This window comes from Helicobacter sp. T3_23-1059, assembly GCF_053654515.1.
In genome coordinates, this window is the sequence record NZ_JBSIUV010000013.1 from 1 (window position 1) to 23,496 (window position 23,496).

Here is a 23,496-nt window from a genome sequence, read left to right on the forward strand (position 1 = left end):
GCCTATGCGTTAGCCGATGGCAAAAATAAGCTAAATATCCTTGCATATCGTGCAAGTGCGAGTGAGAGCTGGGATAGTGTGGTGGCACAGGGGAATCCTTGCCCGACAGCACAAGAATTAGGGGCGACAAATTCTTTTTTCAAATTATCTACATACAATAAAAGTTGCACAAACGCCACAGCCGCAAATGATACGAAGTTCAATCAACTAAAAGTCCCCTATGCTGATGAGTTTATGGGTGGAATCGCACAAAATATCAAAGATTTTGCGTTAAGTGTGAAATATATCTATCGCAAGGGCAAAGATGAGGTGCGCAGAACCACAAGAAGCGTTTTAGGATTAGAAGCGGATTCTACACGCACGGACGATTATTATGTCTATACAAATGGTGGGGCAAGCACGACAAATATCGTAACGCTAGCCTTGCAACACACAAAACCCATAATGACTTATGGCATAGCACATTTTTATTTACTTGCTTTAGACTACACGAAAGTAAATCGCAATTATGCTGATTATAATGCTTCGATGACTACACCTGAACTTGAAAATGAGCTAATCAGCTATCAGGGTAAAATAATGCGATACGCGGATAAACCTGCGGATAATTTTATCCGTCCTTTTACTTTGCGACTAAATACCACGCATACTTTTCAAATCAAACGCACAAAGATTTTGCTAAATAATCTTTTTCGCTGGCGCAGTGCATATCATACCGCTGTGAGTGTAAGCGGGACAAATGACTGCAAAGCTAACCCTACGGCTAATGGGTGCAATCAACGAGATGGAATCGATAGTAATGGCGATGGGATAATACAAGATGGTAAAAGAATCGATACTTTTAAGAAATTTAACATTGCTTATGCGTTTAATTGGGATATGCGATTAGGATTTGAAGTGGATATTTACAAGGGAAATACGCTGTATATGAATGTAGATATTTATAATGTGCTAAATAATAAAAATATCACCGTTTATAATGCCATAGCCACGAGCGGACCCACAAATGGGCAAGTTGCTACAAGTGCTAGTCAAGTTACAGTGCCAATCTATGAGCTGGGGCGACAATTTTGGCTACAAGTGGGGTATAAGTTTTAAAAAAGTTGTCATTGCGAGTAAGTGAAACGAGCGTGGCAATGACAAAAAACCATTGTCATACTGAGCGTAAGCGAAGTATCTCAAAACTTCAAAATGTAAAAGAGATATTTCGCTTACGCTCAATATGGTAAAGAAAACTCCGTCATTACGAGTGAGTGAAACGAGCGTGGCAATCTATGTTTTTGGATACTTTGGGCTAACGCGCTCAATATGACGAGGATTAAGATTTTGGATACTTTGGGTGTTGCCTTTAAATATGACAAATGTTTTTAGCATAGCAAACCCACCCCTAGCCACTTCTGCAAAGTGAGGGGAAATACTCGTCATTGCGAGATTTTTGCGCTTTGTCAAAAGTTGCAGATTTGTGGCAATCCACGCTTTTATCGTTATTACTAGATTTATGCGTCTGTGTTGTTTGTAAAATCGTATTAGATTTTGGGCTATTTTTGTAGCATATTAGCCTCTATTCTCCGCTCATTGCTTCGCTTTGGGCGTGGGTGATAAGCGGGTCGATTACAGAATCTAAATTGCCAGAGAGCATAATCTCTTCCAAACTATACAAAGTAAGGTTAATTCTATGGTCGGTTAGGCGGTTTTGCGGGTAGTTATAAGTGCGGATTCGCTCGCTCCTATCGCCACTACCCACTTGCTCTTTGCGGTTTGCGCCCTCCGCCTTTGCTTTGTTTTCTAGTTCCATTTCATAGATTCGCGCTTTTAAAATCTTTAACGCCTTATCTTTGTTTTTGTGCTGGGATTTTTCATCTTGCATAGAGACAGAAATGCCTGTGGGGATATGCGTTACGCGCACCGCTGAATCGGTGGTATTGACACTTTGCCCGCCGTGCCCACCGCTGCGAAACACATCGATTTTTAAGTCATTTGGGTTGATATTCACCTCCACATCATCGACTTCGGGCATTATGGCAATCGTTACGGCGGAGGTGTGGATACGCCCTTGAGATTCTGTCTCTGGGACGCGCTGGACGCGGTGCGTCCCGCCCTCAAATTTAAGCCGCGAATACACGCCATCGCCCTTGATAAGCGCGATGACTTCTTTGTAGCCACCCACGCTATTTTCGCTTGAGCTTATGATTTCGACTTTCCACTTGCGTAAATCCGCGTAGCGACAATACGCCTTAAACAAGTCGCCCACGAAGATTCCCGCTTCATCGCCCCCCGTGCCTGCGCGGATTTCTAAAAATACATTTTTATTGCCATTGGGGTCTTTGGGGATTAAGAGGATTTTGATTTGGGATTCTAGTTGCTCTTTGGTGCTTTCTAGCGATTTTAGCTCCTCTTTGGCAAGTTCGCCTAATTCTTTATCGTCCAAAAGTGCCTTGTTTTCGTCAATTTGGTGCAAAATCTCAATGTAGCGTTTCGCGCTTTGGGCGATTTCCTCTAAGTCGCTTTGCTCTTTGCTAAGTTCAGTTAGAAGTTTGACATCGCTTATGTTTGCAGAATCCGCTAACTTTTGGCTTATTTCCTCATAGCGATTGATGATGGGTTTTAGCTTGCTAAGTAGCATTTAGAATGTCTCTAAAGTAGATTCTGCGTTTTTGCACATCTGCGCTTTTAGCGATAAAAGTTGGAGGGCTTACGCGCTAAGTTTTTTAATTGCGCTATTTAGTCGGCTTACTTTTCTAGCGGCGGTATTTTTTTTCAAAATGCCTTTTGAGACAAATTTATGTAGCTCTTTGTTTGCTACTTTGAAGGCTTCTTGCGCTTTTGTGATGTCTTTGCTAGCTATGCCCTCTCGCACAGATTTTATGATATTTTTGATTCTAGTGCGATAGTAGCGATTGCGCAAGGTGCGTGTTTGTGTTTGACGGATTCGTTTTTCTGCGGATTTATGGTTTGCCATAATATTGTCCTTTTGGAGTGAAAATTAAGTCGCGTATTTTACAGCAGTTTTGATTAAAATGAGTTTAATTGCCTAAAAAACATTTTAAAAATCGTAGCAAAAATAGTGTAAGATTCTAAAGACAAATCACAAAAACACATAGCAATAAACAAAAAGGCAAAATCTAAGGAGCAAAAGTGGCAAAAATGACAAAGCAAGCAAATACTCTTAAAAACGATTCAAACGATATGGCTAGCAATGAGATTTTTCATAAAAAGGTATTTGGCACTGATGGCGTGAGGGGCGAAGCAGGAGGAGTCATCACACCTAGTCTTTGTCTGCGACTTGGGATAGCAGCGGGGCTATATTTTCATAATCAAAATTCCAAAGATTCTAAAGGGGAGTGCAAAATCCCTCTAAGCAATAAAATCCTAGTGGGAAAAGATACGCGCCGAAGTGGCTATATGATAGAAAATGCGCTAGTTAGCGCGCTAACTTCTGTGGGATATGATGTCATACAAGTAGGTCCTATGCCTACGCCTGCGGTTGCCTTTCTCACGGCTGATATGCGCTGTGATGCGGGGATAATGATTTCTGCAAGCCACAACCCTTATGAAGACAATGGAATCAAATTTTTTGATAGATTTGGGCATAAGCTAGATGAGAGGGCAGAATCTAAGATTGAAGAAATTTTCCATTCTCCAAACCTTGTAAATAATGCTTATAAAAAAGGCAAGCAAATCGGTAGCTCAAAGCGCATAGATGATGTCATCGGGCGATATATCGTGCATATAAAAAATGCCTTTCCAAAAGAGCTAACCCTGCAAGGGCTTAGAATCGTGCTAGATTGCGCTAATGGAGCGGCATACAAAGTCGCACCTACGATTTTCCGTGAGCTAGGCGCAGATGTCATCGTGCTAAATAATGAGCCAAATGGATTTAACATTAACGAGCAATGCGGGGCTATGCACCCACAAAATCTAGCAAAGGCGATTTTGCAATATCGTGGGGATATTGGCTTTGGGCTTGATGGCGATGCTGATAGGCTAGTGGTAGTCGATGACAAAGGAGGCATCATCGATGGGGACAACCTAATCGGTGCGCTTGCGTTTTATTTGCACTCTATAAACGAGCTAAATAGCCCTACGATAATCGCAACGCAAATGAGCAATCTAGCCCTAGAAGAATACTTAAAATCCCATAATATCGAGCTGAAGCGGTGCGGGGTAGGGGATAAATATGTGTTTGATGCGATGAAAAAATATCACACAAATTTTGGCGGGGAGCAAAGCGGGCATATTATTTTTAGTGATTATTCCACCACAGGAGATGGGCTACTAAGCGCGATACAAGTAATGGCACTTATTTTGCGCTCAAAAGGAAAATCTCACAAAATCTTGCGCCCCTTTGAGCTATATCCACAAAAATTGCTAAATATCAAAGTCGCTTCAAAACCACCGCTAGAATCATTAAATGGCTATAAACAATTATGTGAAAAAATCACAAAGGCAAATTTGCGTCCTCTTATCCGCTACTCTGGCACAGAAAATAAATTGCGCGTGCTACTAGAGGGCAAAAGCGTAGAATCAATAGACAATCTAAGCAATGAAGTAGAGAGTTTTTTCAAAGGAGCATTAGGGTGAAAAATCCTCAAAATACGACTTTTTTTTCATATATCCCACCAAAATCTCCGCATAAAAGCCCGATAAAAAGCAAAATCTATGCGTTTTTTAAGATTGTGTTGATTATTGCGGTGGTTATTTGTATTGATCAATTTGTAAAGGGGATTATTTTAGATGGATTTCGCTTTAGTAGTGAAGTGATTTCTATCGTGCTAGTGCATAATGATGGTGTGGCGTTTTCTATGCTAGCAAATCTAGGCGAATACCTAAAATGGCTTCAAGTGGGATTTTTGCTAGCGATTTTGTTATACTTGCTTTGCAATAGTGAGGCGATGAGGAGGTATTTTTTAGGATTAGGGTTGATAATGGGCGGGGGGATTTCAAATGTGATTGATAGGTTTATACACGGCGCGGTGGTGGATTTTGTGCATTGGCATTATGGATTTGAGTTTGCGATATTTAATGTCGCTGATGTCTGTATAGACGCGGGCGTAGCCGTGCTGATAGTCCAATGGCTATGGCTAGATAAAAAACAAAATCAACAAAATTCTATAAGGTAGGCAAAATGAATCTCAATTCACGCATTTTTGTAGCGGGGCATAGGGGATTAGTCGGCAGTGCGATTGTGAGAGAATTGCAAAGCAAAGGCTATACAAATCTCATCACAGCGGACAAAGGCAAGTTAGATTTGCGCGATTTTAGCGCGGTAGAGGCGTTTTTCAAAGCGCAAAATATTGAAACTATCTTTCTTTGTGCGGCAAAAGTGGGCGGGATTCTCGCAAATAGCACATATCGCGCGGATTTTATCTATGAAAATTTGGTGATTCAAAATAATGTCATTTTTAACGCACATCGATTTGGTGTCAAAAAACTGCTATTTTTAGGCTCATCGTGCATTTATCCACGCAATGCGCCCCAGCCGATTGGCGAATCCGCCTTGCTTACAAGTGAGTTAGAATACACAAATGAGCCTTATGCGATTGCCAAAATTGCGGGGCTGAAACTTGCCGAATCTTTTGCGCTTCAATATGGTTGCAATTTTATCGCTGTGATGCCGACAAATCTCTACGGCGAAAATGATAATTTTGACTTGCGCGATTCACATTGTCTCCCTGCGCTAATTCGCAAAATCTTTTTGGCAAAGTGCTTGGAGCGTGGCGAAATAACGCGCGTTAAGGCAAATCTTGGCGAAAATTACGAAGCGATTTTACGCGAATATAGCATAAGCGCAGAATCTGTGAATATTTGGGGCAGTGGCAATGTGCGCCGTGAGTTTATCCACAGCGAAGATATGGCTAGGGCGTGTGTGTTTCTAATGGAGCGCGTGGATTTTAGCGATTTGGCAAGGGAGCGCGAAAAAAGTGGCAAAGAAATTCGCAATACACACATAAATATCGGCAGTGGCGAGGACATAAGCATACGCGATTTAGCTGAACTGATTAAAAAAATCATCGGTTTTAGCGGGGAACTTGCCTTTGACAAAAGCAAACCCGATGGGACTAGGCAAAAACTACTAGACATTTCAAAGCTAAAAAATTTAGGCTTCACGCCCCAAATCAGCCTAAAATCAGGCATAAAAGCTGTGTATGAATCTTATGTAGCACAAAATGATATTTTAGATTCTCACTCTGTTATCGGGGTGGGGGGGGAACTCTCTAAATTTAAGAGTATATTTACTCAAACTTTTCCCACAAAAGATTTTACCGCAAATCACTTCGCATTCACAAAATCTACTAGATTCTATCCCAAATCTTGCTCCATTAGTGGCATAAAGGTGGCGTGATGATAGAGTTTAGTATTGTAGAATCCACCAAAATCAAAGGCGTGTATATCATCACACCAAGCATTGCTAGTGATAATCGTGGTAATATCTACACTTCGTTTTTACAAGAGCAAATTGACGCGCTTCTCCCAAAAGGGCTACATTTCAAGCACGATAAATTCTCGCACTCTACCCAAAATGTCCTGCGCGGAATCCACGGCGATAGCAAGTCGTATAAATTCGTATCTTGCGTGTATGGCGAGATTTTGCAAGTGGTGGTGGATTGCCGTAAGGATAGCCAGACATATTTGGCGTATGAGAAATTTTACATTAGCGCAAATACCACGAGCACAGATTCTAGCAAAAACGCGCAAAAATTTATTTTAATCCCGCCAAATATGGGCAATGCGTATTTTGTGCGAAGCAAAGAGGCGATTTATCACTACAAGTTAGCTTATGAGGGCGAGTATATAGACGCGCCTAAGCAGTTTTCACTCCCCTATAATGACGCAAAAATCGGCATTGATTGGGAGCTAAATGGCGTTACGCCCGTGCTTTCATCGCGGGATTTGCAAAGTGTAAATCGTGGCACAAGTGAGGGCGCAAAATAGGCGTAGATTTAGAATTTAAATTTTAAAAAAGGAGCAACAATGCGAGAAATAAAAGAAGGCGATTTAGTGTTAGCAAGGCATATTAGTGAGGCTGATTGCGTGGATTCTAAAAATGGTGGGCTAAACTTTTTTTCAAATGATGAGGAGTTTATCCAAGTGGGATTTTGGGGCTATGATAGTGGCAAAAAGCTCCTAGCACATATTCACAATGAGGTCGAGCGCAAGGTGTATTGGACGCAAGAAGTGCTATTTATCAAAAAAGGTCGCATAAAAGCGCGAATCTATGACACAAAAGAAAACTTTGTCGAGGAATTTGAAGCGGTGGCTGGAGATATTTTGATAATGCTTCGCGGGGCGCACGGCTATGACATACTTGAGAATGGCACACAAGTGCTAGAAGTAAAAAATGGTCCTTATGTGGGCGCAGAGCTTGATAGGAGGAGGATAGAGCAATGAAACTCCACCTTGGGTGTTGGCATAGAAATATTCCTGATTTTATCAATGTGGATTTATGCGATATGCCACATATTCACTACAAAAGTAGCATTGATGATTTATCGATGTTTGAAGATGAAAGCGCGGGGCTGATTTATAGCTCGCATAGCTTTGAGTATTTTGATAGATTTGAGGCAGTAAATGTCATTAAAGAATGGCATCGAGTGCTTAAAAAAGGCGGGACATTGCGCCTTGCCGTGCCAGACTTTGACAAACTTATCGAAGTGTATCATCTCACGGGCGATTTGACAAAGATTTTAGGACCGCTCTATGGCAGAATGAGCGTGAAAAATGCCAACGCGCAAAATCCTAATCGCAACGATTCTAATGCAAAAGATTCTGTCGGGGGGGATTTAATGATATATCATAAAACCGTGTGGAATTTTACGCTTTTAAGCGAATTTCTACAATCTAATGGCTTTAGCGATGTGCGGCGATATGATTGGCGAACAACAATTCACAAGGATTATGATGACCACTCACAAGCCTATTATCCGCATTTGGATAAAGAAAATGGGATTTTAATCTCACTTAATGTCGAAGCGACAAAAATCTAAGCAACATAACGCAAAAAGGGTTTAAATTTTAAAATGCAAAGGAGAGTGAAATGGAATTTATTATGCAAATGCGTCCGTGGTTTGGCGCGGAGGAAAAGCGTGCGTTAAGCGAATATATGGACGAAGATGGCTTTTTGACAGAATTTAAACGCACAGAGAAATTTGAGCAAATGATAGCCGATTTCACGGGTGCAAAGCATTGTATCGTGGTAAATAACGGCACGATAAGCCTAACCCTTGGGGCATTAGCACTTGGCATTGAGGCGGGTGATGAAGTCATCGTGCCAAATTACACGATGATAGCCACGCCAAATTCGGTGAAAATGATAGGCGCAAAGCCCGTGTTTGTCGATGTGGAGCGCGAAACTTTGTGTATGGATATAGAGCGGGCAAAGGAGGCTATCACGCCACGCACAAAGGCGATAATGCTAGTGAGTGCAAATGGACGCTATCCAAAAGCGGGGATTGAAGCCTTTGTAAATCTCTGCAAAGAGCGTAGTCTCGCTCTTATCGAGGATAGCGCACAATCGCTTGGCTCATTTTATCCAAATGGCAAACATATCGGCACGATGGGAGCGATTGGGAGCTTTTCTTTCTCCGCACCTAAAATTATCTCCACAGGGCAGGGCGGTGCGCTTATCACAAATGACGATAATCTAGCTTCTAAAATCCGCAAACTTAAAGATTTCGGGCGTAGCGGTGGAGGCAATGACATACACGACACCATAGGCTATAATTTTAAATTTACCGAACTTCAAGCCTGTGTGGGAATCGAGCAGATGAAAAAGCTAGAATCTAGAATTGCGCGTAAAAAAGAGATTTATAGGCTTTATGAAAAGGGGTTGCAAAATATCAAAGGCATAGAGCTTTTTAAGCAGGATTTAAGTTGCACGGTGCCGTGGTTTTATGATAGCTTGTGTGAGAGGCGAGAGGAACTCCAAGAGTTTCTAAAACGCAACAATATCGGCACGCGCATAATGTATCCGCCCATAAATAAACAAGTCGCCTACCAAGTAAATGGCGAACACAAAGTCTCAAACTTAGTAGGACAAAAAGGGCTATGGTTACCCTCAGCCACGCAACTAAGCAATGATGAAGTAGGGTATATCTGCGAGAAAATAGGGGAGTTTTATGGTGGGAAATAATTGCATTAAAGCAAAATATAATGATATTTTATATATAATTTCGCAATTCGCATTATTTAAGTATGTCAAACGATAAAAAAATGAGCAAAAACAATATGAGGAGTTTCTATGAAAAAAGAATATGACTTTTCTAAATCAACGCCAAATCCGTATTTTGAGGCGATTTCTGCGCAAAATAGCACAGCACAAAAAGTGCGAAAAAATCAGATTTCAATCAATCTAAATGTGGAAACGATTGATTACTTTAAAAATATGGTAAACAAGCAGGGCGTGTCCTATCAGACGCTAATGAATATTTTTCTTAATCAATGTGTTTCAAAAAAGTTAGAGATAAAAATTTAAGGAAATTCTATGAAATCTAAAAAGCAAATCGAATTAGCAATAACGGATTGGAGTGATAATTTTATTTTTTATAAATCAAATTTTCGTAGTAATTGGATTATTAAATTATTGCAAAAATATTTGGGCGATAAATATGAGTTTAAGTGGAGTGATAACCCAAAATATTTAATTTATGGCATATTTTGGGATTCGCATTTATATTATAGCAAGGATTGTGTGCGGATTTGTGTCGCTTGGGAAAACATAGCGATAGATTGGAATCTCGCGGATTATGGCATCAGCACTTATCTTATGGATTTTGGTGAGCGTTGTTTGTCGTATCCGTATTATTTTTTATATAAAGATGATTTAAGATTCGCGCTAAAAAAGCATTTGATTTGCGACAAAAAAGAAAAATTTTGCTCATTTATGGTAACAAATGGCAATGCCGATAAAATCCGCGATGAATTTTTTGAAGCGTTATGCGAATATAAAAAAGTCGATTCTGGTGGCAGGTGGAAAAACAATATCGGCGGGACTATCGGCGATAGTTGGGGCGATTTTAGCACAAGCAAAAGAGAGTGGCAAAAGGGATATAAATTTAACCTTTGCTTTGAAAATTCATCTCAAAAAGGCTATGTAACCGAAAAGTTGATTCAAGCCTTTGCGGCGGGGTGTGTGCCGATTTATTGGGGCGATGAGAGTTTGTGTGATGAAAAATACGCAAGATTTCGCCCTATTTTTAATCCCAAAGCCTTTATCAATGTGCATAATTTTGATAGTATCGAATCCGCGATACGCGAGATAGAGCGCATTGATAACGATGATAGTGCGTTTGAAGCGATGCGAAAAGAGCCTATTTTCCGTGCGGAATGTTTGGAGGAATTTTTGGGCGTGAAATTTGCAAACTGGGGGAGGCAAAATGATATTTGGAGTGCGGAAAATATCGAGCAAACCACACAAACCATTATCTATAAAAGTGAAAAAATGTTTGTTGATTTTTTTGATAATATTTTCACAAAAGAGGAAAAACAAATCAAATATGGGCAAAGATTAAACGGCTATTTTAATGAGCGCAAAGCACAGGCAAAAAAGAACAAACAAAACGAAAGCCTTAGAGAAAAACGGCGCAAAATCGAAAGAATAATTGAATATCCTTTTAAATTATTGCGTAATTACATTCGTGATAAATTCATTTCACGCTAATGTGCTAAGTTGCTAACTCTGAACGAAGATTTTACTCAAAATATCGCAAAATTTTATAGCCATTGTCTTGCAAAAATTTATCTTTTTGCATTAGCTTCAAATCACTTTGCATCATATCTTTGATAAGCGAATCTAAATCATATTTGGGCTTCCAGCCGAGCTTCTCACGCGCTTTGGTAGAGTCGCCTAGCAATAAATCCACTTCTGTGGGGCGAAAATATCCGCTATCTACTTCGACTACGACTTTGCCTTTTTCTAGCTTGTAATCGCCACGACACGCCTTTATGATGCCTTTTTCATTTACGCCTTCACCGATAAATTCGATTTCGATACCAACAATTTCAAATGCCTTTCGCACAAACTCACGCACTTCGGTAGTAACGCCTGTGGCGATGACAAAGTCCTCTGCCACCTCTTGTTGCAAAATCAAATACATAGCCTCGATATAGTCCTTTGCGTGTCCCCAATCGCGCTTTGAGCTTAGATTCCCAAGATAGAGTTTTTCTTGCAAGCCAAGCGCGATTTTTGCCACTGCGCGTGTGATTTTACGCGTTACGAATGTCTCGCCACGAATGGGGCTTTCGTGGTTAAACAAAATGCCATTGCTTGCAAAAATATTATACGCCTCGCGGTAGTTTATCGTAATCCAATACGCATAGAGCTTCGCGCACGCATACGGGGAGCGCGGATAAAATGGCGTTTTTTCATTTTGCGGACAGCCTTGAATAAGCCCATAAAGCTCACTTGTGGAGGCTTGATAGATTTTAGTTTTGTCTGTCAATCCTAAAAGCCGCACCGCTTCTAAAATCCGCAAAGTTCCTATGCCATCGGCGTTTGCGGTGTATTCTGGCGTCTCAAAGGATACGGCTACATGGCTCATCGCAGCAAGGTTATAAATCTCATCGGGTTGCACTTCTTGGATAATGCGGGTAAGATTCATAGAATCCGTCAAATCGCCATAATGCAGGAAAAAATTGCAATTTTGCTCGTGGTAGTCTTGATAAATATGGTCGATTCTATCGGTGTTAAAGAGCGAAGCTCTGCGCTTAATGCCGTGAATCTCATAGCCCTTATTGAGTAAAAATTCCGCCAAATACGCGCCGTCTTGCCCTGTAATCCCTGTGATAAGTGCTTTTTTCATCTATGCTCCTTTTTAAATTTTAAAATTTAAAGCCAAATTCAAGCCCATTTAAGATTTTGCACGCGCTTTATCAAACTAATCTTTTCACAAAGCCACGCATTTTGCAAACTTCTATTTTTTCGCTCTAGCCCCGCGCAAAGTCATCTTCTATCCGCACGATGTCATCTTCGCCCGTGTATTGCCCCACTTGGATTTCTACGATGACAAGGGGGATTTTGCCCTCGTTTGCGAGGCGATGAACCTGCCCCATTTGTATGTATGCGCTTTCATTTGCCCGCACTAGCTGGGTTTTGCCCTCTATGGTTACGGTTGCACTCCCGCTTAGCACTATCCAATGCTCGCTTCGGTGGTAGTGCTTTTGCAGGCTTAGACGCTTGTTTGGCTTGACTTCGATTCGTTTGAGTTTGTAGCCATTTGCGACTTCTAGGACGGTGTAGTTGCCCCAAGGGCGCGTTATGGTGTGGTAGCACTCATCGTTATTTTGCATTTTTTGCGTGATTTGGGCGATTTGCTTTACTTGTTGGGATTCCCCTCTTTTGCAAAGCAAAAGTGTGTCAGGCGAATCTATGGCGATGAGATTTTCTACGCCCACTGCGCAAACGCGCTTGTTTTGGCTACTGCTTACAAAGAGATTTGCCTTTGATTGCAATAAAATAGAATCCTGCGGGGCGACATTGGCATTTTCATCGGCATTTGTCTTTGCGAGTTCATCATAGAGGCTATCAAAGCTCCCCAAATCGCTCCAGCCCATATCTACGCTTACGCATTTTAGGGCTTTGCATTTTTCCATTAGCGCGTAGTCGATGCTATCTGTGGGGATTGCGCTCATATCAGCGATTTTTATCGTGCGAGATTGCGCGTTTTCATCGCCTTGTTTGTTTTTATTATTTGCCCCCCCCCCCCTAATTTGGTTTGTGTTACTTTGTAGCGTGTGGTTTAGTGCTTTTTGGCATTCTTGCAAAATCTTTGGGGCGTGAATTTTCATCTGCTCTAAAAACGCGCTGATTTTGAAGCAAAAAATCCCCGCGTTAAAGAAAAATTCTCCAGATTCTATAAATTCCTTTGCCTGCTTGTAGCTTGGCTTTTCATAAAATCCTTTCACTTCATCATTTGCGCCAGCGTGGATATAGCCAAAGCCCGTTTCTATTGCTTTTGGCGTAATGCCAAAGCACACGAGAAAATCTTGCTGTGCGTAGTCTTTAGCTTTTTGAATGGCTTGTTTGTAGGCATTTTCATCGCGGATTAAGTGGTCGCTTGGCGTGATTAGCACGATTTGGTCTTGGGAAATGCTAGTTTCTAGTAGGCTAAGGATTGATAGCGTTATCGCAGGGGCAGTGTTGCAACTTTTTGATTCTACGAGGAAATGCGCATTTGGCGTGATTTTTTCGCCCTCACAGAGATTTTCATAAAGATTTTGGGCTAAAAAATACTGCTCATTATTTACCGCGATAATCGTGTGTTGGCAGATTTTGGCATTGCGCTTGAGGGTGAGCTCATAGAGGCTTTGCTTCTCAAAAAGGGGCAAAAATTGTTTAGGGAAATTGCCACGCGAGAGCGGATAAAGCCTCGTCCCACTACCACCACAAAGGATAAGATTTGTCATTATTTGCCTTTTTCTAAACTTGTTTTTTATGTTTTTGTAATCAATAAAACGCAAGATTTTACCAAAATCTAATGAACTTAGATATGTTTGTAGTCCAAAATTAAACCAAACAAGCCTATAATTAGACAATCAAAATAAAATGGCAAATGAAATGATTTTGTATGCGCCTAGATAATTCGTGTTTCTTTTTTGGTGAGTCCGTTAATCAAAGTATTTTAGGTTTTGGTAGCGGTTTTTGTGTGTCGGTATTCGCGTTTGGAGCTTTTTTAAGTGAGTGTCTGCCGCCTGATAAAATCCTCCGACCTTATTTGTAGCTTGTATAAAGTGGGCTGCGCAAAGTTTAAGTAACGATTATTTGGGTGCGTTTTATATTTTGCATAAAAACTACAACATAAAATCAACCACAAAAGGCTAAAAATGTCAAATATAGATTCTACAAATCCTGCGAATGTATCTACTTCATCTAATCCCGCGAAGCAAACAAATCCCACAAAACAAACAACCAAAAATCCACATAAAAAATCTAGCTTAAAATCTATTCTCATAGTCGGCAATGGTGGCAGAGAATATGCGCTAGGAGAGCATTTGGCAAAAGATTCTCGTGTGGGAAAAATCTATTTTGCGCAAGGAAATGCAGGCACGCAAAATCTAGGGCAAAATTTGGATTTAAAAGATAATTTACAAATTGTGAATTTTTGTGAAAAAGAGCAAATCGATTGGGTTATCATCGGCGGGGAAAATGCTCTAGTAGCGGGGCTAAGCGATGATTTACGCTCGCGGGGTATAAAGGCTTTTGGACCTAGCAAGGAGGCTGCAAAGTTAGAGGGCTCAAAAGCGTTTATGAAAGATTTTTTAAGCGAGTTTGGAATCCCAACTGCGCGATATATCCAAACAAACGAAGTGCAAAAAGCACTAGATTTTGCACGCACGCTAAATCCACCAATCGTAATCAAAGCTAGCGGGCTATGCGCGGGCAAAGGCGTGATAATCGCTCAAAGCTATGATGAGGCAAGGCACACGATAGAATCTATGCTAAGCGGGGAAAGCTTTGGAGAGGCTGGCAAATGCGTGGTGGTGGAGGAATATTTAGAGGGCTATGAATTATCTGTATTTGGGATTTGTGATGGGGAGGATTTTATCTTGCTGCCGCCTTGTCAAGATCATAAACAGCTTTATGATGATGACAAAGGGGTAAATACAGGCGGTATGGGCGCATACACGCCCACGCCACTTTGTGATGAAAATCTAATGCAAAAAATCGCTAAAAAAATCTTTGCCCCCACGCTAGAAGGTATGCAAAAAAGAGGCACGCCTTTTTGTGGCGTGCTTTTTGCAGGCATAATGGTAGTAAAGCAAAGTGGAAAGCTAGAGCCATATCTGTTAGAATTTAATGTCCGCTTTGGAGATCCAGAATGTGAAGTGCTTATGCCATTGCTAGAAACGCCATTGCTTGATATTTGCCAAGCTATAGAATCAAAAAATTTGAAAAACTTGCAAGTAAAATTTAGCGACAAACATTGTGTAGCTGTCGTGCTAGCAAGCCATAATTATCCCTTTGGAAATAGCACTCCACACCCTATCAAAATCCTGCCATTTGATACAAATCTAGGAAGCGTGTGCTATGCAGGTGTAAGCCAAGAAGCAACTTCTACCCAAATGCTAGCAAGCGGGGGACGCGTAGCCCTAGCCATAGGCATAGCAGATACTTTAAGCAAAGCCCAACAAAATGCGTATAAAATCGCAGAATCTATCAAATTTAAAGGCGCAATCTATCGCAAAGACATAGCCAATAAGGCGTTAAAAGGCATTGCAAAATAGCGATAAGCACGAAATCTAGTAGATTTTGCAACATAAAAAAAACCAAATCAACAACCAAAAACACGCAAAAGCAAAATCTACAATCTAATAGATTTTGTAAAATCAACATTTTTGCAACAAAAAAACCCACAAAAACCACCACAAAGGACAATAATGAACGATGAGCAAATCCAAGATATACTTGATAGAGAGGATATACAGCTAGCAAGCATTGATAAGCGTTTTATAGCGTTTTTGCTAGATAGTTTGATAGTTAGTTTGGTAGTGTGCTTGCTAAATTTTGATAATTTGGAGCGAGTTAGCCAAAGTATGCAAACAAAGGATATAGAGCAAGTCATACTTGCGATGGGTTCTATGCTATGGCAGATAATCGTGCTAGATATTATGTATCAGTGGATTTTTGTGGCGTGGTATGGAGCGAGTGTGGGCAAAATCTTATGTAAAATCGAAGTGGTAAGCATAGATTTGCTAGATTCGCCGAGCGTGGCAAAGTCGCTTTTGAGGGCGATTTTGCGTGAGATTTCGCAGGCTGTGTATTATATCCCCTTTGTGTTTGCGCTAGGCGATAGCTTTAAGCGCACGCTTTATGATAGACTTTGCCAAAGTATCGTTATCCAAAAAAAGCAATAGATTTTGTAGCGTGGCGTTTGATGATGGGATTTTGTGCGTTTGGTAGTAGGGGGTTTTGTAGTAGGTGGTGCGGGCTTAGATTGTTTATTTTGTGTGGTGTTTTTTTTGTAGCAAACGCGCTAGCAGATAGCTTTGATACGACAAATATGCGAGGGCTTAATATGGAAGATGATAGCCTAGCCCAAAGCCTAAAATCCCAAAGAAATGCGCAATGGGAAATAAAAAACGCTACCCAAGAAAAAACACAGCAAATAACGCAAGCTAAACCACAGCGCACAAAAAAATCTAAAAAATCCAAAACAGCATATACAAAGCCACAACGATACCCAAAGCTAATCAAATCCAAAAAAAAGCAAAAAATGTTTAATGAGGATTTTAGCGATTTGGGAGAATCTAGGCTAGATTTTGGAGAGGTTGCGCTAGAAAATACAAAAAATGCGACAAACCAAAATCCACAAAATCCACAAGATACAAAATCTACCCCACCGCTACCTATCTCGCCCTCTTCTAAAACCGCAGCAGCAAAGTATGACAAAGACAATCAGCGCATTTTTGAACTCCTAGCTGATGAAGTAAAAAGCGAAAATAATATCGTATATGCCATCAATAATGCTGTGATGATAAACCCTGATTTATACACCATAGCCGATGTCATCAAATACGACATAGAGCGCAAAAAAGTCTATGCAAGCGGAGATGTGAGAATCTATCGAGGTGGAAATCTGCTTGTAAGGACGCATTCTGCTAGTTTTGAGCTAGATGAAAAATACGGAATCATAGAGCCGCTATACTTGCAAGACACCACTAGCGGAATGTGGGTAAATGCTACAAGCGCGACTAGCAAGCAAAATCTATATAGTTTCAAAAAAGCGACTATTTCAGGCTGTCAAGTGCAAAGCCCGATATGGCGTATGGAGGCTAGCTCTGGCTCATACAATGTTGATAAACAACGAATCTCTATGTGGAATCCGCGCGTATATATTGGCGATGTGCCGATTTTTTATTTTCCATTTTTTACGATAGATACCAACCTAAATCGCAAGGCAGGGCTTTTGATGCCCTATTTTATATCATCTAGCACGGAGGGGTTTATCTATGCCCAGCCGTTTTTTGTCCCTGCAAAATCGTGGTTTGATATGACATTCACGCCACAGATTAGGACTTCGCGCGGTGTGGGAGGGCAGTTTGAAATGAGGTTTGTAGATAGCGCAAATGATAGGACTTATGCCGAAGCGGGCTATATGTATAATTTTGATTCTTACAAAGATAGATATGATGTCAAAAACCGCGAAGTTTATGGATTTAGATTTTATCATCTAGGCAGGCAACCATTTCAAAAGTATTTTAAACTAAAAAATGAGCTAGATAATGGAATCTATGTCAATATGGTGCATATGAATGATTTAGATTATTATCGTTTCGATAAAGCAAATAAACGAATCTATGACGCTACTTATGCTTCTAAGGCAAATTTTTACCTCCAAAGCGACAATCACTATTTTGGGATAAATATCAAATATTTTCTAAACCTCTCAAAGCTAAACAACGCTAGCACTTTTCAGTCTGTCCCAAACATTCAATACCACAAATACACAAATTCGCTTTTTTGGAATTGGTTGCTTTATTCTATCGATTATCAAATGAAAAACACCATAAGGACGCGTGGCTATGGCTATGTAGAAAACGCGCTAAAAATCCCCATCGGTTTTCAATTTTCGCTATTTAAAAAATATTTATCCATTGGATTTTGGAATGAGTTTTATGCAGAAAATCTCACATTGCATTCTACAAAAAATAGCTATATGGGCGGAAGTGCACTCGCAAATACAGCCGTATCTAGCGATGTTAGCCAAATCCCAAATGAACTAAAATATGGCAATATTTTTTCGGCTAATTATTCATTATCGTTAAATACAGATTTATCGCGTAGTTTTAACAAAATCTTTCACACGGTGCAGTTTGAAGCACTTTTTAGCGGACCATATCCAAATATCGCTTATACCGATGGGCTTTTTGATAGAAATATTAGCGGGGCTTTTTCTAACATAAAAGCCGCAGGGCTAGCAAATCGTAGCAATGCTAATTTACTTGAAAATACAAATACAGATTTTGCAAACACTTTTCCATTTATCATAAATGGTGTGTGGAGGTATTATGATGATATTTGGGATCCTAGCGGGATAAGCGCGTATAGTATTTTGGCAAATACGCTAGATATGAAGCTAACGCAATATTTTATCACTAATAATGGCAGGCCTATTTTTGATTGGAGAATCTTTCAGAGGCTAAATTTTGATGAGCTAGAGCTAGAATCAAACCGCGTAAATGGCAAAATAGAGCCAAAAAATATCGCCAAACGCCCTCTAGAAAATCGTTTTAGCTTCTCTTTTATAGATGGGCTAAATATCTCTACTAGCTTTTTTTATTCGTTTTATTATAATGCCCTTAGCGAAGTATCAGCAAGCCTTAGTTACAATGCAGGCTCTTTTAGCTCATTGCTGTCGTATTATTATAAAGATGGGGGGATAAATCGCGGATATGATTTGACTTCTAGCACGCTTACGACAAATACAGGAGCGCATTATTTGCGAGGGGTGCTATCAAAAGATTTTGGTATTTTTGCACTATCAGCGCAAGTAGGCTATGATATAGAAAAAAACTTCTTGCTTGATTGGGATATTGGAATCTATAAAAATGTGCGTTGCTTTGGGATAGGATTGCGCTTTGTGAATCGTAGGCGTCCTATTTTGACAAACAATGAGAAAGAACCATTTTTTATTCAAAATGATTATTTTGTCCGCGTAGTGTTTAACTTTGTCCCGCTAGGTGGCAGTGGGCTATCGATGAGATTTTAGATTTTGGTATAATTTTTGGCAAAATTTTAAGTTAGCAAAAAGTTGGCAAAAACTAAAAATCTATCAAAATCTTCAAACTTCTAAAAAAGGAGCAATAACAATGCCAAGCAAAATCGCTCAAAAACACGCAAAATCTACTATCAAATCCGCCCCAAAACCAGCCCAAAAAGCACTAGATTCTAGCGTGGATTTTGCGCTAGAATCTAGTCAAAATCTTAGTAGGGATTTTAGGCAGGATTTTAGTGAAAAAGCAAGCAAGCAATCTAGCCTAAGCGAATCAAAAAGCGACAAAAGCGACAAAAATATCACGCTAAATGACACTGCCTTGCTAGATAAAAACCCAAAAAATGCAAAATCTATCAACACCAAAATTTCTACCAAAGACACCATAAAGCAGCTAAACAAGCAAGGTGCAAACTCGCTAGGAAATCTCCCTAGCACAAATTTTTCTAATCAAAGTTTTATCCATCCGCATTTAGCCACAAAAAATCAAAAACCATTTCTTTTTGCAAATCGCCAAGAAGCGTTTGACAAGCTATATGATTGCTTTATCAATCAGCATATTGATTCTAAGCAAAATCTTATTTTAGCTACGAGTTTTGATGGATTGTTTTTTGCGCATTCTCTCGCGCACAAGCTAGAATCCAAACTTGATTTGCTGTTTAGCGCGCCTATTTTTGCCCCGATGAATGATGAGTGTGAAATCGCAAGCGTGAGCGAAAATATGGACATCGTGCTAAATGAAGAATTGATTGATAGTTTTGATATTACGCTTGATTATGTTTATGGCGAGGCTAGACGCACTTATGAGGAAGTGCTTTTGCCTAGAATCTATAAATTCCGCAAAGGAACTACGCTTAGCGATTTGTCCCAAAAAGATATTTTTCTAATCGACCAAGGCGTGCAAAGCGGAATCACTATGAGTCTAGCGATAAAAACTTGTATCCAAAAAAAAGCAAAAAGCATATTTGTGCTAACGCCTATCATCGCAAAAGATGTCGCAGAACTGCTAAAAAGACATTGCGATACGCTAATTTGCGTGGAAAGTATGGATTATTTTGTAAGCACGGAGCATTATTATGAAAACTTAGAGCATTTGAGTGAAGAAGAGGTGCTAAACATTATGAGTGCGCATACAAAAATCGAAAAACAAAGCAATGCAAAAGAATCTAAAAGAATCTAAGTTTATTTAGTTTTTTGATTTTGTGGCGGATTTTTGATTGAAGTAGATTTTGGTGCAAATCTTACATAAAGGGATTTTATGGAATTTTTAGCTTACTTAACTGATGGCAATGTAACGACATTTTTTTTATTGCTGTTGCGATTTAGCGCGATACTAGCGTTTTTCCCTTTTTTTGATTCACAGCTTGTGCCTGTGAGCGTGCGTGGAGGCTTAGCATTTTTTCTTACAATCGTATTTTTGCCGCTAGCGCATTCCCCTGCGGTGATTACCAATCTACCTGACTTGCTTTATGCAGCGTTTATGGAAGTCGCGCTAGGATTTATGGCGTCTTTGTTGCTTCAAGTGGTGTTTAGCTCGCTTGCTATCGCAGGGGACACGATAAGTTTTTCTATGGGTATGACGATGGCAAGTGCTTATGACCCAAGCAGTGGCAACACTCGCCCAATCATTGCCCAAGTGCTTATTATTGCCGCGCTAACTCTTGCTTTGGTGCTAAATTTTCATCATTTAGTCTTGCAGTTTGTGGCGTATTCGCTAAAGATTTTGCCACTAGGCGAGGTGGCTTTTTCGCCAAATGTCATAAACTACATTATTCGCGCATTTGGAGGAATGTTTGCGCTAGGGTTTGCTATGGCATTCCCCGTGCTAGGCATTATTTTATTATCAGATATTGTCTTTGGTATGATTATGAAAACGCATTCGCAATTTAATCTTTTTTCCTTTGGATTCCCTATCAAAATCGGCATAGCACTTTGCGTGATAATCCTAATCGTCCCGGGGATTTTGTATCATTTCCGCACGGATTTATATCAGGCATTTCAAGCAATGTCGCTTATTTTTGATTTAGAGAGATAGTTTGATATTTTTGCAAAATCGCATTTTTTAATGCGCTTAAAAAGCACTTTTAAAAAACTTCAAGGATTTAGCAAAATCATATTTTATATAACGCATTTTTACTAACCATTTTTCATAACACCATTCACGCTATTTTTACAACACTTGAAAAATTCATATTTTTATTTAAAAAAAATCAAAGAAAACGATTTTACTACATTAAGCAACCGATTTACAAGGAGGTTGAAAATGTTGAAAAGTTTTTCAAGCAAGATTTTGGGGATTGTTATTGGGATTTTTGTGTTTGTGATATGTATCACAAGCGCGATAAACTACAAACTTACTTCCACAGATACCATTGAAGTCTATGAGGGTTTGCAACAACTTGCGTTAAACTCATCTTACACCACCATAAATATCACAATGGGAATCGAAGCTAAACAGCACTTAAGCGAACTCCAAAAGTTTTTAAGCAATGCCGATAGAGATGATATTATCGCTCATCGTAGGATTTTAGGACATTTAACCAAATTTGTCCAATATGACGCGGCGTTTATCGTGTATGATGATATGGGTGGGAAAATGATTTCTGAAACCCTGCGAAGCGGTATCACGCATTATACAAACGCCCCTGATGCGACAGATTTTGATTTTAGCAAAAGGGGTTATTATCAAGCGACAAAATCTACCAAAGATTTTTATGTAACCACGCCTTATGAAAGCGCGGTAGTGGGGATGGAAAAAACCATTTCAGCCACCGCTGCTATGCCTTTTTATCGCAATGACAAATTTGCAGGCGTAATCGCGGTGGATATTTCAGTAGGTGGATTTCAAGATAGGTTTAAAAACTTTGAGCGCAAAGAATTGCCAAGTCTTAGGATATTTTTAAGCGATGCAAATGGCGAGGTGTTTTCTCATAGCGATTTAGAAAAAATAGGCAAAGATGGGCTAAAACCGCTAGGGGAGGCGATAGCAAAAGCTGTAAAAAATAACAAAGATGGCAAAATCTCGCTTAAATTTCAAGGCAAACAAAAAGTGATTTATTATCGGCAAATGCCTTTTGGCTGGATAATCGCCGCAGAAGCAAATGAAGAAGATTTCACAAAAGCAATCAATGAAAATTTTATCGCCTCCGCAGGTTTTGCGTTTTTTTTATTGATATTTGGCGTAGCGGGATTGTCTTTTGCGATAAAGACGCTTTTTACGCCATTAAGTGTGATTCAAAAACGGCTTGATGATTTTTTTGCTTTTCTTAACCACAAGACACAAAAAGCCCCCAAACTGCTTGGGATAAAAAGCCACGATGAATTTGGCATTATAGGCAGGGCGATAGATGATAATATATTGCAAACAGAGGATATGCTAAAGCAAGATTCCGCGCTTGTCCAAGAGGTGGTAAATGTCGTAGGGGAGGCAAAGCAGGGGCGATTTGGAAAATCTATCACGCTAAATAGCCCAAATCCTCAAACAAACAAACTAAAAGACGCGCTAAATGAAATGAGTAGCGCATTGTCTCAATTAGTAGGAAGCGATTTGACTCGCCCTGCAAAAGTGTTTGCCTCATACCAAAAAAACGACTTTTTGCCACGCATACAAAATCCGCAAGGGCTAGAAAAAGGCGTAAATCAGCTAGGGGATTCTATCGCGCAAATGCTTAAAGTAAGCGAGGGCTATGCAAAAGAGCTAGGAGAGCAAAGCCAAAAACTAGAATCCCAAATGCAAAAACTTATCAGCGGCTCACAATGTCAAGCTAGCTCTTTGGAGCAGTCTGCATCATCGGTGGAGGAAATAAGCAGTGCTATGCAAAAAGTGAGCGAAAGGACAGAGGAATGCACAAAACAAGCCCAAGACATAAAAAATATCGTAGAAATGATACGCGATATAGCTGAACAGACAAATTTGCTAGCCCTAAATGCCGCTATCGAAGCAGCGCGGGCAGGGGAGCACGGGAGAGGCTTTGCCGTAGTGGCAGATGAAGTGCGAAAACTCGCAGAAAACACAGGGCATTCACTAGGCGAAATCGAGGCAAGTATCAATATATTAGCGCAATCTGTAAATGAGATGAGCGAAGCGGTAAATGAGCAAACGCAGGATTTATCTCAAATCAACGAAGCATTATCACAGCTAGAATCCACCACCCAAGAAAATGTCGAAGTCGTCCATACTACAAGCGAAATCACCAAACGCGTAAATGATATAGCCGATGAAATCTTAAAAGATGTCGATAAAAAGAAATTCTAGGCAAAATCTCTAGACGCAAGTTTTAATCAAAATTTTATGCAAGTATTTATGCAAAAATTTAAGCGGAGATTTTATGCAAATATTTACGCAAAGATTTTACTCAAAGCGGGATAAAATCTAGTTTGTATTTTTTAGATTTTGTTTAGCATTTTTATCAAAATCAAAATGCTTCAAAATATTTTAAAATATTTCAAAATACTTCAAAATGCGTGGCAAAATCTAGCAAAAAAATGGCGTCTTTAAAATGTGGTTTTAAAATTTTTGCGTTGATGTTTGTTAGATTTTGATTTTTTGTGATTTTTTGCTATGTCAAATCATCATTATCAAAAAACATACTCATTTTATCAAGTAGAAAATTTCTATAAAAAATCCATAAAATTTTGTTTTTTTCGTTGATTATTGATTTTTTGTTTTTAATATTTTATTCTATTTTTTGCATTTTTTAATTTCGTTTATTAAAATCAAAAATCCCCATACAAACTTCTACAAATCCCAAAAATACGCAAGCTAACTTATATCAAAATCTACCAATAA

At 39.7% G+C, this 23,496-nt stretch carries 20 protein-coding genes and 1 pseudogene; 16 read left to right on the top strand and 5 right to left on the bottom strand.

The features are described from left to right. Positions 1-1,098: pseudogene (locus tag ACWIX0_RS05185) on the top strand (hypothetical protein); the annotation flags it as partial. A gap of 174 nt (positions 1,099-1,272) precedes the next feature. Here the strand turns inward: ACWIX0_RS05185 and ACWIX0_RS05190 are convergent. From ACWIX0_RS05190 to rpsT, 3 genes are all read right to left on the bottom strand, one after another. After that, positions 1,273-1,449, bottom strand: coding sequence for a hypothetical protein (locus tag ACWIX0_RS05190; RefSeq protein ID WP_454172546.1), 177 nt, complete (start codon positions 1,447-1,449; stop codon positions 1,273-1,275). 112 nt (positions 1,450-1,561) lie between these two features. Continuing rightward, on the bottom strand, positions 1,562-2,623 hold the full coding sequence (gene prfA / locus ACWIX0_RS05195; protein ID WP_454172548.1) for a peptide chain release factor 1: 1,062 nt from the start codon (positions 2,621-2,623) through the stop codon (positions 1,562-1,564). A 69-nt stretch (positions 2,624-2,692) separates the two neighbouring features. Next, complete coding sequence (gene rpsT / locus ACWIX0_RS05200) at positions 2,693-2,959, bottom strand: 30S ribosomal protein S20 (RefSeq protein WP_454172550.1); 267 nt, start codon at positions 2,957-2,959, stop codon at positions 2,693-2,695. 227 nt (positions 2,960-3,186) lie between these two features. On the opposite strand from rpsT, the gene glmM reads away from it, so the two are divergent. The 9 genes from glmM to ACWIX0_RS05245 all read left to right on the top strand — a co-directional run bounded on the left by glmM (position 3,187) and on the right by ACWIX0_RS05245 (position 10,657). After that, positions 3,187-4,581 carry a phosphoglucosamine mutase gene (glmM, locus tag ACWIX0_RS05205; protein ID WP_454172628.1) on the top strand — a complete coding sequence of 465 codons (1,395 nt, stop codon included), beginning with the start codon at positions 3,187-3,189 and terminating at the stop codon, positions 4,579-4,581. After that, positions 4,578-5,120 (top strand): signal peptidase II, encoded by a 543-nt coding sequence (lspA, locus tag ACWIX0_RS05210; RefSeq protein WP_454172551.1) that lies wholly within the window; start codon positions 4,578-4,580, stop codon positions 5,118-5,120. Before glmM ends, lspA begins: the two co-directional genes overlap by 4 nt. 5 nt (positions 5,121-5,125) lie before the next feature. After that, positions 5,126-6,343, top strand: a complete 1,218-nt coding sequence (locus ACWIX0_RS05215) for a GDP-L-fucose synthase family protein (protein ID WP_454172552.1) — start codon at positions 5,126-5,128, stop codon at positions 6,341-6,343. After that, positions 6,340-6,933 (top strand): dTDP-4-dehydrorhamnose 3,5-epimerase family protein, encoded by a 594-nt coding sequence (locus ACWIX0_RS05220; RefSeq protein WP_454172553.1) that lies wholly within the window; start codon positions 6,340-6,342, stop codon positions 6,931-6,933. The genes ACWIX0_RS05215 and ACWIX0_RS05220 overlap by 4 nt, the downstream gene beginning before the upstream one ends. A gap of 39 nt (positions 6,934-6,972) precedes the next feature. Further along, entirely contained in the window at positions 6,973-7,389 is a 417-nt protein-coding gene (locus ACWIX0_RS05225) for a hypothetical protein (RefSeq protein WP_454172555.1), read from the top strand. Beyond that, on the top strand, positions 7,386-7,985 hold the full coding sequence (locus tag ACWIX0_RS05230) for a class I SAM-dependent methyltransferase (RefSeq protein WP_454172557.1): 600 nt from the start codon (positions 7,386-7,388) through the stop codon (positions 7,983-7,985). The genes ACWIX0_RS05225 and ACWIX0_RS05230 overlap by 4 nt, the downstream gene beginning before the upstream one ends. 50 nt (positions 7,986-8,035) lie before the next feature. Next, entirely contained in the window at positions 8,036-9,130 is a 1,095-nt protein-coding gene (locus ACWIX0_RS05235; protein ID WP_454172559.1) for a DegT/DnrJ/EryC1/StrS family aminotransferase, read from the top strand. 108 nt (positions 9,131-9,238) lie between these two features. Continuing rightward, positions 9,239-9,472: an antitoxin gene (locus ACWIX0_RS05240; RefSeq protein ID WP_454172561.1), complete on the top strand. Its 234-nt coding sequence runs from the start codon at positions 9,239-9,241 to the stop codon at positions 9,470-9,472. A 9-nt stretch (positions 9,473-9,481) separates the two neighbouring features. Continuing rightward, complete coding sequence (locus tag ACWIX0_RS05245; protein ID WP_454172563.1) at positions 9,482-10,657, top strand: glycosyltransferase family 10 domain-containing protein; 1,176 nt, start codon at positions 9,482-9,484, stop codon at positions 10,655-10,657. Positions 10,658-10,688: 31 nt separating this feature from the next. On the opposite strand, the gene gmd is transcribed toward ACWIX0_RS05245, so the two are convergent. Further along, positions 10,689-11,798: a GDP-mannose 4,6-dehydratase gene (gene gmd, locus ACWIX0_RS05250; RefSeq protein WP_454172565.1), complete on the bottom strand. Its 1,110-nt coding sequence runs from the start codon at positions 11,796-11,798 to the stop codon at positions 10,689-10,691. A gap of 124 nt (positions 11,799-11,922) precedes the next feature. Next, the gene (locus tag ACWIX0_RS05255) at positions 11,923-13,401 is read right to left on the bottom strand and encodes a mannose-1-phosphate guanylyltransferase/mannose-6-phosphate isomerase (protein ID WP_454172567.1); all 1,479 of its coding nucleotides are present in this window, start codon (positions 13,399-13,401) and stop codon (positions 11,923-11,925) included. A 417-nt stretch (positions 13,402-13,818) separates the two neighbouring features. Here ACWIX0_RS05255 and purD point away from each other — a divergent pair, with 417 nt between their 5' ends. From purD to ACWIX0_RS05285, 6 genes are all read left to right on the top strand, one after another. Continuing rightward, the gene (purD, locus tag ACWIX0_RS05260; RefSeq protein WP_454172568.1) at positions 13,819-15,219 is read left to right on the top strand and encodes a phosphoribosylamine--glycine ligase; all 1,401 of its coding nucleotides are present in this window, start codon (positions 13,819-13,821) and stop codon (positions 15,217-15,219) included. A gap of 153 nt (positions 15,220-15,372) precedes the next feature. Continuing rightward, complete coding sequence (locus ACWIX0_RS05265) at positions 15,373-15,849, top strand: RDD family protein (RefSeq protein ID WP_454172570.1); 477 nt, start codon at positions 15,373-15,375, stop codon at positions 15,847-15,849. Positions 15,850-15,869: 20 nt separating this feature from the next. Beyond that, a complete protein-coding gene (locus ACWIX0_RS05270; protein ID WP_454172572.1) occupies positions 15,870-18,704 on the top strand; it encodes an LPS-assembly protein LptD in 2,835 nt (944 codons plus the stop codon). 100 nt (positions 18,705-18,804) lie between these two features. Continuing rightward, entirely contained in the window at positions 18,805-19,887 is a 1,083-nt protein-coding gene (locus ACWIX0_RS05275) for a hypothetical protein (protein ID WP_454172573.1), read from the top strand. A gap of 78 nt (positions 19,888-19,965) precedes the next feature. Further along, positions 19,966-20,742, top strand: a complete 777-nt coding sequence (gene fliR, locus ACWIX0_RS05280) for a flagellar biosynthetic protein FliR (protein ID WP_454172575.1) — start codon at positions 19,966-19,968, stop codon at positions 20,740-20,742. Between the two features lie 228 nt (positions 20,743-20,970). Continuing rightward, positions 20,971-22,962, top strand: a complete 1,992-nt coding sequence (locus ACWIX0_RS05285) for a methyl-accepting chemotaxis protein (RefSeq protein ID WP_454172577.1) — start codon at positions 20,971-20,973, stop codon at positions 22,960-22,962. Positions 22,963-23,496: the final 534 nt, after the last annotated feature.

Bases quoted from the DNA above. Each gene is read 5' to 3' on its own strand.
- prfA (WP_454172548.1), bottom strand. From the start codon at position 2,623: ATGCTACTTAGCAAGCTAAAACCCATCATCAATCGCTATGAGGAAATA.
- rpsT (WP_454172550.1), bottom strand. From the start codon at position 2,959: ATGGCAAACCATAAATCCGCAGAAAAACGAATCCGTCAAACACAAACA.
- glmM (WP_454172628.1), top strand. From the start codon at position 3,187: ATGGCTAGCAATGAGATTTTTCATAAAAAGGTATTTGGCACTGATGGC.
- ACWIX0_RS05215 (WP_454172552.1), top strand. From the start codon at position 5,126: ATGAATCTCAATTCACGCATTTTTGTAGCGGGGCATAGGGGATTAGTC.
- ACWIX0_RS05225 (WP_454172555.1), top strand. From the start codon at position 6,973: ATGCGAGAAATAAAAGAAGGCGATTTAGTGTTAGCAAGGCATATTAGT.
- ACWIX0_RS05230 (WP_454172557.1), top strand. From the start codon at position 7,386: ATGAAACTCCACCTTGGGTGTTGGCATAGAAATATTCCTGATTTTATC.
- ACWIX0_RS05235 (WP_454172559.1), top strand. From the start codon at position 8,036: ATGGAATTTATTATGCAAATGCGTCCGTGGTTTGGCGCGGAGGAAAAG.
- ACWIX0_RS05240 (WP_454172561.1), top strand. From the start codon at position 9,239: ATGAAAAAAGAATATGACTTTTCTAAATCAACGCCAAATCCGTATTTT.
- ACWIX0_RS05245 (WP_454172563.1), top strand. From the start codon at position 9,482: ATGAAATCTAAAAAGCAAATCGAATTAGCAATAACGGATTGGAGTGAT.
- gmd (WP_454172565.1), bottom strand. From the start codon at position 11,798: ATGAAAAAAGCACTTATCACAGGGATTACAGGGCAAGACGGCGCGTAT.
- ACWIX0_RS05255 (WP_454172567.1), bottom strand. From the start codon at position 13,401: ATGACAAATCTTATCCTTTGTGGTGGTAGTGGGACGAGGCTTTATCCG.
- purD (WP_454172568.1), top strand. From the start codon at position 13,819: ATGTCAAATATAGATTCTACAAATCCTGCGAATGTATCTACTTCATCT.
- ACWIX0_RS05265 (WP_454172570.1), top strand. From the start codon at position 15,373: ATGAACGATGAGCAAATCCAAGATATACTTGATAGAGAGGATATACAG.
- ACWIX0_RS05270 (WP_454172572.1), top strand. From the start codon at position 15,870: ATGATGGGATTTTGTGCGTTTGGTAGTAGGGGGTTTTGTAGTAGGTGG.
- ACWIX0_RS05275 (WP_454172573.1), top strand. From the start codon at position 18,805: ATGCCAAGCAAAATCGCTCAAAAACACGCAAAATCTACTATCAAATCC.
- fliR (WP_454172575.1), top strand. From the start codon at position 19,966: ATGGAATTTTTAGCTTACTTAACTGATGGCAATGTAACGACATTTTTT.
- ACWIX0_RS05285 (WP_454172577.1), top strand. From the start codon at position 20,971: ATGTTGAAAAGTTTTTCAAGCAAGATTTTGGGGATTGTTATTGGGATT.